The following is an 11,893-nucleotide window of genomic DNA, read 5'->3' on the forward strand; positions in this document are numbered from 1 at the left end:
AAACTTTTTCTCACACGAATTCTCACACAGAAACAAAAAGGGGCACGCCATCAAAAACGTAACCCCTTGATTTTACTGGCGCGCCCGGCAGGATTCGAACCTGCGACCTACGGATTCGTAGTCCGGCACTCTATCCAGCTGAGCTACGGGCGCTAAAAAGTTGGACTGCTTCTTAAGCCAAACGGACGAGCATGTCAATGAATTCTTTAAATGGTCCACACCCGCAAACGGCTATTCGGGTCGACAGGCTTCGATAACGACCCAGAGGCCATGTTTCAGGACAGACGCTAAAAAGGTATTGATCAATGCAGGAAAAAAAGTAGACTGTCCAGTCATGACCCCCCCTCACGAACACTTCATGAAGATGGCCATCGATCAGGCCATTGTCGCCGGGCAAAAGGGCGAAGTGCCTGTAGGTGCGGTTATCGTCGATGCCGACAACCAGGTGCTCGCGCAGGACCACAACCGGACCATCGGCAACTGCGATCCGTCGGCCCATGCGGAGATCAATGTCCTTCGTTCGGCCGCGCGCCGGATTGAAAATTATCGTTTGTTAAGCACTACGCTCTATGTTAGCATTGAACCTTGTGCCATGTGCATGGGCGCCATTGTCCACGCCCGGGTAAAAACAGTCGTGTTCGGGGCGCCCGACCCGAAATGGGGCGCGGCCGGCAGCCTTTACCACCTCGGTCAGGACTCGCGACTCAACCATCAGGTCGAGATTGTGCAGGGAATTTGCGCGGACCGGTGCCGGTTGATCATCCAGGAATTTTTCCGCGAGCGGCGCAAAGCGAATTGAACCATCCGGCCAGCGCCTGTTCACGCCATTCAGTTAATTTCGATGAAGGAGCATTTCGTGGCAAACATTGTAATTGTAGGGACCCAGTGGGGAGATGAGGGAAAAGGTAAAATCGTTGATTTGTTGGCCGCTGACGCCGACGTGGTGGTGCGGTTCCAGGGTGGCAACAACGCCGGCCACACCATGGTTGTGGATGGCGAACAGTTTATCAGCCACCTGATCCCGTCCGGAATCCTTCAGAAAAAAATCTGCGTGATCGGCAACGGCGTCGTCGTGGACCCCGAAGTCTTGATCGAAGAGATCGATTACCTGGAATCCAAAGGAATCGCCGTCGGTTCCGACATTCTCATGATCAGCGACCGTGCCCACGTGATCATGCCCTATCACAAACTGGTCGACCATGGTCGTGAAAAGATGAAAGGTGACAAAAAGATCGGCACCACCGGCCGGGGCATCGGACCCAGTTACGAAGACAAGGCCACCCGGCGCGGTGTTCGCTTCGTGGACTTGATCGACCCCGAATCTTTCGACGAGCGCCTGCAGGCCATCGTTCCGGAAAAGAATTTTTACCTGGAAAAATTTCTCGGCACCGATACGGTGGATCTCGAGTCGACACGGAACCGGTACACCCAATTCGCCAATCGGCTGAAACCATACGTCACCAACGTTTCCGTGGCCTTGCAGAAAGCCGGCGGCGCCGGCAAACAGATTTTGTTCGAAGGCGCCCAGGGTACCCACCTGGACATCGATCACGGCACATACCCCTATGTCACCTCTTCCAACACCGCTTCCGGCAATGCCTGTTGCGGCAGCGGCGTCGGTCCGAAAGATATCCACGGTGTGATCGGCATCGTCAAGGCCTATACCACCCGAGTGGGCGCCGGCCCGTTCCCGTCGGAACTGTTTGACGAAATCGGCGACCGGATTCAACAGACCGGCGCGGAATTCGGCGCCACCACCGGCCGTCGGCGGCGATGCGGTTGGTTGGATACGGTCATCCTCAATAATGCGGTGAGACTCAACGGTCTGACCGGTCTGGCCATTACCAAGCTGGATGTGCTCGGCGAGCTGGATGAACTGAAAATCTGTACCGCTTATGAACTCAATGGCCAGCGCATCAATGAGGTACCGGCCAATCTCAATCACCTGGCCGCCTGCAAGCCGGTATATGAGACCTTGGCCGGCTGGCGCCAGGATATTCGCCGTGTTCGGCGCTACGACGACCTGCCCGAGGTCGCCCGTGTATACCTGGCGCGCATCGAGGCCTTGACCGGCGTACCCATCCAGATCGTTTCGGTGGGGCCGGGAAGAGATGAGACCATCGTTTTGGACAACCCCTTCACCCGATAAAAAAGGGTAAGCCAATCGGGCTTCAACCTATTGACTTTTTACATGCCTTGACATACAAGGACGACCCATCGGGACATGGCTCAGTCTGGTAGAGCACAGCGTTCGGGACGCTGGGGTCGCAGGTTCAAATCCTGCTGTCCCGACCAAATTGGTTGAAAGGGGTTACGGTTGCATAATCGTGCCCCTTTTTTATTTTCCGAATCTGCCAACCGTTCATTTATAAAGGAGGATCACATGACAAACCAGCGCATCGGATGGATCGGGACGGGCGTCATGGGTGCGTCCATGTGCGGGCACCTGCTGACCGCCGGACACCGGCTGACGGTTTTCAGCCGAACCCGCGACAAAGCGGTCAGTCTTCTTGAAAACGGGGCGGCCTGGGCCGACACACCCAAGGCCGTGGCGCAAAACAGCGATATAGTTTTCACCATGGTAGGCTTTCCGGACGATGTTCGGGAGGTGATCTTAGGGAACGCGGGCGTCCTGGCGGGGACCAAGGCCGGTGACACGGTGGTTGACATGACCACATCCAGCCCGGACCTGGCCCGCACCATTTACCATGAATGCGCCGCAAAGGGGGTAAAGGCACTGGATGCACCGGTTTCCGGAGGGGACGTGGGAGCCCGGGAAGCCACCTTAGCGATCATGGTGGGCGGTGACAAGCCGGTGTTCGATACGGTCAAACCGCTGTTCGATCGTTTAGGCAAAACCATCTCTCTGATGGGAGGGGCAGGCGCCGGCCAGCACACCAAAATGACCAACCAGGTTCTGATTGCCGGCACCATGATCGGCGTGGTCGAATGCCTTCTTTACGCCCAGCGGGCCGGCATGGATGCGCATCAGGTCATCGATGTAATCGGCAAGGGCGCGGCCAGTTCGTGGTCCATCAATACCCTGGGGCGCAGAATAGCCGATGGCGACTACAATCCCGGTTTCTATATCAAGCATTTTGTCAAGGATATGGGCATCGCCCTGGAAGAGGCGCGGCGCATGCGACTGTCACTGCCCGGCCTGGCCCTGGTTAACCAGTTTTACGTGGCGGCAATGGCCATGGGTTGGGAAGACCTTGGCACGCAGGGGTTGTTCAAGGTGATGGCGGCCATGAACCGGAAAGTATCCGGCCAATAAACTGGCATATAAACCATCGCGGCTCATCGTTAAGGACGCAGAACCCGGTAGCGGATGCACAACGTGTTTTCGTCGATCTGGCAAAATTCTTTCAGGGCCAGTTTCAGGTTCACGGTACCTGAAAAGATGGACAGCCCGGAACCGAAGGCATAGGGGGACAGCGTGAGGATCAACTCGTCTATAAGCCCTTTTTCGGCAAAGAGCTGGTTGATCTTCGCGCCGCCGACCACCACGGCTTCCTCGTAGCCTTGCGTGGCCAGGTCGGCAAGGATCTGCACGGGAGGCGCCTGGGTATACACCAGATCGTCCCGATCGGAGCGACGATCCGGGTTGCGTGTCATGACGATGGTTTTGCGGCCGGGCAGCACCCGCCCGATCGTATCGAAGGTCGTTGAGCCCATGATCATGACTCCGGCTTTTTTGGTAACTTTTACATACAGCTGTTTGTCGGCCTTGCCGGTCCAGTCGGGGTAGTGGTCCACAGCTCTGGCGATTTTTCCATCAACCGTAATGGCAACCATCAGGCAGACATGCATGGCGGTAAGTTCCCTGTTTTAATGTGAGAGCCAGGATGCGAAATACTGGAGAAGTCCTTATCATAAAAGCACGCCGCTTAAAATATAAAGGATGGCAATAAAGTTTTCGATCACAGGGCCGATGAAGAAGTGTGTCGGGGCTTTCGTCCCATCACGTGTCGGCCATTTGACAAATTGATGATGGTCAAAATCAACAGAAAACGATATATATACACTTCCGGAATAGGATTGTGAACCGGGTTATCATTCGTCGATGGATAAGGGGTGCGACGTTATCGTTCTGCCTGCCAAAACCATTGTCTGTAATTCTAAATCACGGTACCGATTACGTGATATGACAGACCCCCTGAGCCTTCCGAGAAAGGTGTTCCCATGAAAGTTGAGTGCGAAAACTGCAGCAAGTCGTTGGAGCTTCCCGATGACCGCCTTCCCACCGGGAAAAAAGTCTCGTTCCCCTGCCCCGGCTGCAAGTCAAAAATTACCCTGGACCTGAGGGAGAAACCGGAACCCGAACCTGCTGATACGGCTCCCGATGAATCCACCGGGAAAGTGGTTATCACGCCGATCGCTGAGAAATCCTCGGGCGACCTGGACGGCACCGATCTGAAGCGCAAAATCCTGAACAGCCTCAAAGACCTGCCGCCGATGCCAAAAATTATCTACAAGGCACGGGAGGTAATGGCCAATCCCATGTCCGGGTTCAAAGAAATCGCCGAGGTGATCGAAACGGATCAAGCCATTGCCGCCAAGGTGCTGCAAGTATCGAACTCCGCCTACTACGGGTTGTCCGGAATGGTTTCTTCGATCCACCAGGCCACAGTCGTTCTCGGTCATAAAACGCTGGAACAACTCATTACCATGGTATCGGCCACCAGTCTGCTGGGAAGTCATCTCAAAGGATACCGCATGGGGTCCGGCACCCTTTGGCAGCACTCTCTGGCCGTGGCCCTGTGTTCGCGGTTGATCGCCAAAGACCGAGCACCGGCAATGGAAAACGACGCCTTTTCCGTCGGGCTGATCCACGACGCCGGCAAGTTGGCCCTGGATCGTTATCTGCTGGAACGAAAAGCCCAGGTGGACCAGGCGCTGACAGCCGGTGTCAATTTTCTGGAGGTGGAAAAGCAGGTGCTCGGTTTCGACCACACGGAACTGGCCTCCGAGTTGTGCACCAAATGGAAGCTACCGGAGAATCATGTGAGCGCAATGCGATTTCACCACGACCCCGGCGCATCCAAGGGCAACCAACTGGCCTACATCGTCCATACGGCCAATCATATCGCCCAGCAGAGCGGGATAGGCAGCAGCCTAGACGCCACCCTTTATGCGCTGGACCCGGAAGCACTGGCTTTTCTCTCCCTGGATGAAGAAGATCTGGCCAAGTACAACGACGCGACGATCGAAGCCGTGAACCAGATTACCCAGAGCATGGCGTAAGCGGCTACTAATTTGCAGGAGCAGATGGAATGATTGAGAATGAAAAAACGCTGACCACCACTGAATTTTCACAAATGACGGGCATCGCCGTTCCCACGATCACCCGGATGCTGCGTCAGGAAACGATTCGTGGAAAAAAACGCGGAGGGAAATGGGCCATCTACGAAAGCGAGCTTCAAAACCGGACCGTTGCAACTCGAAAAGATCCTGCGGCAATGCCACCCGGCCTTAACCCTGCAGCTAATCCACCGACCGATTCCCCTAAAACAGTCGATGTCGATGCATTCGCCCAAATGACCTATCTGACTGAAAAAGGGGTTCGCCAATGGTTGAAAACCGGCCGGTTGTCAGGTCGTACCGGTGCGGACGGCACGCTACGGGTGGATGCATCCAACCTCGAGCGACCCGAACTCCGACACTTGATCAGAAAATAGTTCAATCCACTTCCGGCGATCTGTTTTTCCATAACCTTGGCACCGCCCGCGCTTGGCGAGGTGTATCGATCGGCTTCCTTTTCAATTGTCACCTGATGATTGCCCCCCCTGCCATCGACCCGCCAGGTTCGCCGACCATCGTGCGGTTTACTTGAACCGCAACAGCAAGCACATACGCCGTTGCTTGCGGCGGAGTAAGTGGGCGGACAGGACATCGACTTTCATTCTTACGTTGACGCCTCTCTTGCCCACCGAACGACCCGACAATCTATGGAAAGCCGGTGCAGGCGCAACCGTTCACCCGCACCGGCGATAGATGCTGCTCAATTAAAGCGAATCGGCAGGGTACGCTTCCGCACGGTGAGACTGGATTTTCTCCTTGTTCTTGATCAGCTGTTTTTTGGCTTTGTCGACCACCAGATCAATGGCTTCGTTCCAGGCACTGCTCTCTTCTTTGGCGTGGACATCGAACCCCTTGCCACTAAGGTTGATATCCACGATTTTTCTTAGTTTTTCTTCCTGGAAAACCACATCGGCGGTTCCGGAATGGGGCATGATCTTTTCAAGACGCTCAAGCTTTTCTTCAAGGTAGGATTTCAGGTAATCTGAGGAGTCTACACCTTTGAAGGTGATCAGAATTTGCATATCACGTCCTCCTTTCGCGGCGGCCCGGTCCACTCACCACAGTTTATGCAATCCCCGTGTCTTGCTAGACCGATGGGGAGGTGTAAGGTCATTTGATTCGCTTCTGAATTAAAACGGCAGCGCCTCCTTTCAATGGCTTAAGACGATGATCCGAAATCGGAATCCGTCTGTTTTTTCAGTTTATCATCGGCTGAAAGCCGAGACAATAAAATCCTTTGCTTTTTCCAAGAAGGGTTTCTTGAATTTGACTTTCAGATACAGATCGCCGTTTGGGCCGCCGTTTTTTCCTGTGCCGCCCATCTGGGACAGTCGAATCTGCTGGCCGTCCTTCGTACCGGCAGGAATGCTGACCACCAGCCGTTTAGAACGCCGAAGGTGATGATAGGGATAGGGGCCGCCTGCTCTGGCAAATTCCGGAGTCAGCTGGATGGTGTCGTGAATATCCTGCCCCATTTGAGGAAGGCTCAACCCGGTGACCTTCTGCAGCAGATAATTGGCAAACCGACCCAAACCCGGGGATGCACCGGTCGCCATGGCCTTCCCCCCGCGCCTGCCGAAGCCTCCGCGGTAGATGAATCCGCTGCCGCGAAGGCCATGCTGCCTGAAGTCAAAGCGCTTGTACCCCGAACCGTAAAAATCGTTGAATATGGCATCCACGCCACGAAGGCCGAACGACCGTGCCATCTCCTCGAAGATCTGGTGAATATCGGACCCGCTGAAAATATCCTGCTCGGTGTAGGTATTTCTGAACTGGCCGTAGGCATTGTCACCGAAACGGCTGCGCATGGCATCGTATGCACGACGCTTCTCCACATTGGACAAAACCGCATACGCCTCGTTGACCGACTTCATCATTTCCGCACTGTCCGGATTTTTTTCGTTGCGGTCCGGATGATATCTAAATGCGAGTTCCCGATACGCATCCTTGATTGTTTTTGCCTCTGCATGCGGATCCACGCCGAGAATCTGGTAGTAGTCCTGTTGTGCCATACGCCGGTTTTCCCTTTTTTGAATTGAATTCAACACCCCTTGCCTGCTCAAGTGACAATATAGTCATGAATCGGCCGTTGGCGATGCTAAAAACGGCCGGCCGGAAAAAGGTTTCACCGTGTATTCGTTCAAATTGTCGGCGAAGATGCTCAAGCATTCAGAAAAATGGCCGAATAACAGATTATCATGCAGGATAAGGAAGTTGGGAGTTTAAAGGTGAAACCAAACCTGACCACCCTGTTAATCAGTTCATTTGTCTTGATGGCCGCCCTACTGACCAGACAGGCAATTGACGTTGGTAATTCGACGCATGGTCGCTATTATGTGACGGCCATCTTGATGATCAGCAGTATCATTGCCGTGATCACCGGACTCCGATGCTTGCTGCTTCTAAGACGCCGGCCGATGGCAGTTGGCGCTGCCGATGAGAAAGACGATGACCGGCAGCGCCAGCATTATCGGATGCAGTTTGATGAGGCATCCCATCCCCTTTTTGTCCAGAGGACCGATGACCGCCATTCGGCGACCCAGTTCAGTTGTCCGGTCCGCGATGTCTCGGAAACCGGGATCAGCTTGGGCTGCAAGGGGGTGTACATGCGCGGGCAAACGGTTCAGGGTGAAATTATCTTTGTCAGCGGCCGGACGGCTCCGGTAAATGGCGTGGTGATACGTGAGGAGTCCGACCGTACCTGCCTGCGTCTTCACTGCACCATCGACCCGCCCCTGTTAATGGCGGAGCAGCGTGAACAGATAACCCATGAAAAGGGGAGCCACCCACGCCCGGTGGTCAGCAAGGCCTTGCTGGACAAGACGGCCGGGTCCCTGCCCAGTCACTCGCCAAAAGGGATCTGTCGATTGAAAAGGCCATGAGCGTCCCCCGATTTGTCAATTCGAAAGGGCCTGGATGACGACATCCGGGCCCTTTTTTTTAAGGAAAAGATAGGCGTGGTTAAATCGTATGGCTACAGTTCCCAGAGTGGTGGAACCGCGCCGGAAAATGCCTTGGGCATGTTAAACTCCCCGCTCTCTACCGTCAGTCTCACCAGACGGGCGGCTTCTTCCATCCCCATGGCGTTCATCATGGCAAACGGCCCTTTGGGCCAGGCCAGCGAGGTGCAGATCCCCAGTTCGAGGTCTTTGATGGAGACCACCCCCTTTTCGATCAGATGGGTGGATATGGTGAAGATGGAGCCAAGCAGACGGTCTTTGACGACATCAAGCAAAGCCGAGTCCTCGGCCACGGGTCCATCTTCAAGATCCCATGGGTTGCCGCTCTCAAACTGGTCTTTCAGCTGATCCGGCACCGCCGGGTAGCCGACATCGGTATCGGCCAGATAATCGTTCATGGAAACGGCGGCGTGGTAGCAGGTGCCCAGGCCAGATCCGTTTTGCACCCACATGATCCCGAAGCGCACGCCCAATGCCAGTTGGGAGATACGTTCCAGGGTGGCGACATTGTAAGCGTCGCCATAAAAGGAGTCGAGCATCATGTAGCTGGAGATGAACACCGGATTGATAGCGAAGCCGGGAAAGTCCTTCACCGCGATGGGCACTTTGCGGTTTTTTTCGGCGAATGCCATCAGGGCTGTAAAGGTTCCGTCGCTGGTATGCTTTTGTCTGATCACCTCCACCAGCCGGTTGATGTTGGCTGGAAAGAAATAATGCAGTCCGGCGGTTCGGGAAGGGTTGGAAACCGATGCCATCAACCGCTCGATAAGAAAGGTGGAGGTATTGCTGACCAAAATGGCATCCGGGCGGCACACCTTGTCCAACTCCTTGAAGATCTGGATTTTCAGGTCCATGTTTTCTACTGCGGCCTCAATAACCAGGTCGCATGGTGCCAGGTCCTGATAGCTGGCGGTTCCCGATATCATGCCGGCCACCTGATCCATCTCCTGCTGGGTTATCTTACCTTTGGCCACCCGCTTATCAAGGGCTGCTTTCACCCATCGGTCATACATGGAACGAACCAACTCGTCATTCAGCTCCTTGAAAATGACGCGGTATCCGGACGATGCAGCATTGAGTCCGATGGCCGCACCCATCACGCCGAATCCAACGATTCCCACGGTTTCGATTTTTGCCATCTCTCCTCCTTATTCCATTAACGTAACGTGCCTGGCCATTGCTTCGATACAATGGTGGGGTCGTAATAATTTAAATTATATTAAGATAGTTAATTCAACAATTGAAAAGGGGTAAAGATGAATCGACTCTTTTTATCTCACCCTTGCGCCACAGGGTCAAGGCTATTTTTTAACTACATTAAAGCTACATTGTATTTCAGGACGAAAAATTTGCGCTTCGGCCACCTTGTATTGACCTGCCGGATGGCTATATTGGCACTTGTCCCAAAAAACGCCAACCATACGAAACGAGCAGATATGTCCTCTTTTTCAACCAACGAGAAAATTCGTAATATTGCCATTATCGCTCATGTCGACCATGGCAAGACGACCCTTGTGGACGCCATGTTCCGCCAGAGCGGCCTCTTTCGGCATGGTCAGCAAATGGACGAAAGGGTCATGGACAGCATGGACCTGGAGCGCGAGCGTGGCATCACCATCGCCGCCAAAAACTGCTCCGTGGTCTACCAGGGTGTAAAAATCAACATTGTGGACACACCCGGTCATGCCGATTTTGGCGGCGAGGTGGAGCGAGCGCTGTCCATGGTCGACGGCGCCATCCTCTTGGTAGACGCCTCCGAAGGCCCCTTGCCCCAGACCCGTTTCGTACTGCAAAAAGCCCTCAAATCCAAACTGAAGATCATCGTGGTGATAAACAAGGTCGATCGCAAGGATGCCCGGACATCTGCAGTGCTGGATCAGGTGTACGATCTGCTCATCGACCTGGATGCCAATGAAGACCAGTTGGAATTTCCATTGCTTTACGCCATCGGCCGCGACGGCGTGGCGGGCGAAGCCCCCGACCGCCTGGCCGATGACCTTCATTTGCTCTTTGACGCCATTGTCAGGGAAATTCCCCCGCCCCGGTTCGATGATGAATCACCGTTTCAGATGCTGGTTTCCGATCTGGGCTATTCAGACTATCTGGGCCGCCTGGCAGTGGGACGTGTGGTGGGTGGCAAGGCCGAATCCAGGCACCGACTCATCCGCATCGATGCCAACGGCAGCCACCGCCCCTTGAAAGTCACCCGCCTGCAACTATACGAGGGCATGGACATCACACCGGTATCTACAGTGAGCGCCGGTGAAATTGCGATCTTGTCCGGCATCGATGAAGTATCCATCGGAGACACCATCTGCACTGAAGACGCACCCTTCGCGCTGCCCCGGATTACCGTCGATCCGCCCACGGTTTCCATGCTGTTCACCATCAACGACGGCCCGTTTGGTGGCAAAGAAGGACGCTATGTACAGTCGGCAAAAATCCGGGAGCGGTTGCTCAAAGAGACCTTGCTCAATGTGGCGATCCAGGTGGAGACCACCGGGGACAGGGATTCGGTGGTGGTCAAAGGACGCGGGGAGTTTCAGCTGGCCATCCTCATCGAGACCATGCGCAGGGAGGGGTTTGAATTTTGCGTGGGGCGCCCTGAAGTGATCCTGAAGGAAGCGGACGGGGTCGTCAAAGAGCCCGTTGAACGGCTCTTCGTCGACTGTGGCGAAACCTTCATGGGGGTGGTGACCGAAAAACTTTCCGTGCGCAAAGGAAAGATGATGAACCTCACCAATACGGGGACCGGACGGGTGCGCATCGAGTTTTCAATTCCTTCGCGGGCCCTGATTGGCTATCGGGATGAATTTCTGACCGATACCCGCGGAACGGGCATCATGAATTCCTACTTTTTGGGATACGAACCTTACCGGGGAGACTTTCCCAGCCGTTTTACCGGGTCGATCGTATCGGACCGTCAGGGTCATGCGGTGCCCTATGCCCTGTATAACTTAGAACCAAGGGGTCGGCTGCTTATCCAACCCGGAGAACCGGTTTACGAAGGGATGGTGATCGGCGAGCATAACCGGGAAACGGACATCAACGTCAATCCCACCAAAGAGAAAAAACTGACCAACATGCGCGCGTCCGGCAAGGACGAAAACGTAATCCTGGCCCCTATCCGGCCGATAACCCTGGAACAGGCCATCAACTTTATCCGTGACGACGAGCGGGTGGAAATTACCCCCAAATCCATCCGGCTGCGCAAGGTAACGCTGGGCCTCAAGGCCCGATACGTCCAGCGCGGCGCTAAAAAGTAAGCAACGCTTAGCGGGGGTTTTCGAAAAAAACGTAGCTGGTGGAGTAATCGGAAAACTCGAAATAAACCTTGCGCTCGTCGGCATCCTTGACCATGTTCAAGTTGGCGTCCAGGTAACCGTATCCGAAGCGGTAGGGTCGTGGGTTGTTGTCCGAAGTGCCGTAGGCCGTGGACAATTTATCGATATTGATGAAACGGCGTACCAGCTGTTCGCCGGCGTAAATCTCCAGCACTCCGTCAGTACCGGTCCAGTTCTGGATGGACCGTCCGATCTTGTTCTGTGATTCCTGGGTACAGCCCACTGCCGTTAAGACAGCCAATATTGCCATCGTTTTCATTAATGTCTTCATTACGTTTCCCCTGA

The 11,893-nt window shown here is 54.6% G+C and carries 12 protein-coding genes and 2 tRNA genes; 8 read left to right on the top strand and 6 right to left on the bottom strand.

Features of this window, described 5'->3' with window-relative positions:
* Window positions 1-76: 76 nt before the first annotated feature.
* Window positions 77-153 (bottom strand) — tRNA-Arg (locus ACZCED_RS06920).
* Between the two features lie 181 nt (window positions 154-334).
* On the opposite strand from ACZCED_RS06920, the gene tadA reads away from it, so the two are divergent.
* From tadA to ACZCED_RS06940, 4 genes are all read left to right on the top strand, one after another.
* Window positions 335-799, top strand: a complete 465-nt coding sequence (gene tadA / locus ACZCED_RS06925) for a tRNA adenosine(34) deaminase TadA (protein WP_464860488.1) — start codon at window positions 335-337, stop codon at window positions 797-799.
* 57 nt (window positions 800-856) lie between these two features.
* Complete coding sequence (locus ACZCED_RS06930; protein ID WP_464860489.1) at window positions 857-2,149, top strand: adenylosuccinate synthase; 1,293 nt, start codon at window positions 857-859, stop codon at window positions 2,147-2,149.
* 69 nt (window positions 2,150-2,218) lie between these two features.
* Window positions 2,219-2,295 (top strand) — tRNA-Pro (locus ACZCED_RS06935).
* 88 nt (window positions 2,296-2,383) lie between these two features.
* A complete protein-coding gene (locus tag ACZCED_RS06940) occupies window positions 2,384-3,277 on the top strand; it encodes an NAD(P)-dependent oxidoreductase (RefSeq protein WP_462971134.1) in 894 nt (297 codons plus the stop codon).
* A gap of 29 nt (window positions 3,278-3,306) precedes the next feature.
* Here the strand turns inward: ACZCED_RS06940 and ACZCED_RS06945 are convergent, their stop codons facing one another.
* On the bottom strand, window positions 3,307-3,813 hold the full coding sequence (locus tag ACZCED_RS06945) for a dihydrofolate reductase family protein (RefSeq protein WP_462971135.1): 507 nt from the start codon (window positions 3,811-3,813) through the stop codon (window positions 3,307-3,309).
* 372 nt (window positions 3,814-4,185) lie between these two features.
* Here ACZCED_RS06945 and ACZCED_RS06950 point away from each other — a divergent pair, with 372 nt between their 5' ends.
* Window positions 4,186-5,247 carry an HDOD domain-containing protein gene (locus ACZCED_RS06950; protein ID WP_462971136.1) on the top strand — a complete coding sequence of 354 codons (1,062 nt, stop codon included), beginning with the start codon at window positions 4,186-4,188 and terminating at the stop codon, window positions 5,245-5,247.
* Window positions 5,248-5,276: 29 nt separating this feature from the next.
* A complete protein-coding gene (locus ACZCED_RS06955) occupies window positions 5,277-5,681 on the top strand; it encodes a helix-turn-helix domain-containing protein (RefSeq protein WP_464860490.1) in 405 nt (134 codons plus the stop codon).
* Between the two features lie 327 nt (window positions 5,682-6,008).
* Here ACZCED_RS06955 and hpf read toward each other — a convergent pair whose 3' ends face one another.
* Together hpf and ACZCED_RS06965 are read right to left on the bottom strand one after the other, a co-directional pair.
* Window positions 6,009-6,326: a ribosome hibernation-promoting factor, HPF/YfiA family gene (hpf, locus tag ACZCED_RS06960; RefSeq protein WP_462971138.1), complete on the bottom strand. Its 318-nt coding sequence runs from the start codon at window positions 6,324-6,326 to the stop codon at window positions 6,009-6,011.
* 183 nt (window positions 6,327-6,509) lie between these two features.
* Window positions 6,510-7,316: a DnaJ domain-containing protein gene (locus tag ACZCED_RS06965; protein ID WP_462971139.1), complete on the bottom strand. Its 807-nt coding sequence runs from the start codon at window positions 7,314-7,316 to the stop codon at window positions 6,510-6,512.
* A 216-nt stretch (window positions 7,317-7,532) separates the two neighbouring features.
* On the opposite strand from ACZCED_RS06965, the gene ACZCED_RS06970 reads away from it, so the two are divergent.
* A complete protein-coding gene (locus ACZCED_RS06970; RefSeq protein WP_462971140.1) occupies window positions 7,533-8,186 on the top strand; it encodes a PilZ domain-containing protein in 654 nt (217 codons plus the stop codon).
* Between the two features lie 92 nt (window positions 8,187-8,278).
* Here the strand turns inward: ACZCED_RS06970 and ACZCED_RS06975 are convergent, their stop codons facing one another.
* A complete protein-coding gene (locus ACZCED_RS06975; protein WP_462971141.1) occupies window positions 8,279-9,403 on the bottom strand; it encodes a 3-hydroxyacyl-CoA dehydrogenase family protein in 1,125 nt (374 codons plus the stop codon).
* 297 nt (window positions 9,404-9,700) lie between these two features.
* On the opposite strand from ACZCED_RS06975, the gene typA reads away from it, so the two are divergent.
* Window positions 9,701-11,530: a translational GTPase TypA gene (gene typA / locus ACZCED_RS06980; protein WP_462971142.1), complete on the top strand. Its 1,830-nt coding sequence runs from the start codon at window positions 9,701-9,703 to the stop codon at window positions 11,528-11,530.
* Between the two features lie 7 nt (window positions 11,531-11,537).
* On the opposite strand, the gene ACZCED_RS06985 is transcribed toward typA, so the two are convergent.
* Window positions 11,538-11,879 carry a hypothetical protein gene (locus tag ACZCED_RS06985; protein WP_464860491.1) on the bottom strand — a complete coding sequence of 114 codons (342 nt, stop codon included), beginning with the start codon at window positions 11,877-11,879 and terminating at the stop codon, window positions 11,538-11,540.
* Window positions 11,880-11,893 lie beyond the last annotated feature (14 nt).

This window comes from Desulfosarcina sp. (assembly GCF_055467485.1).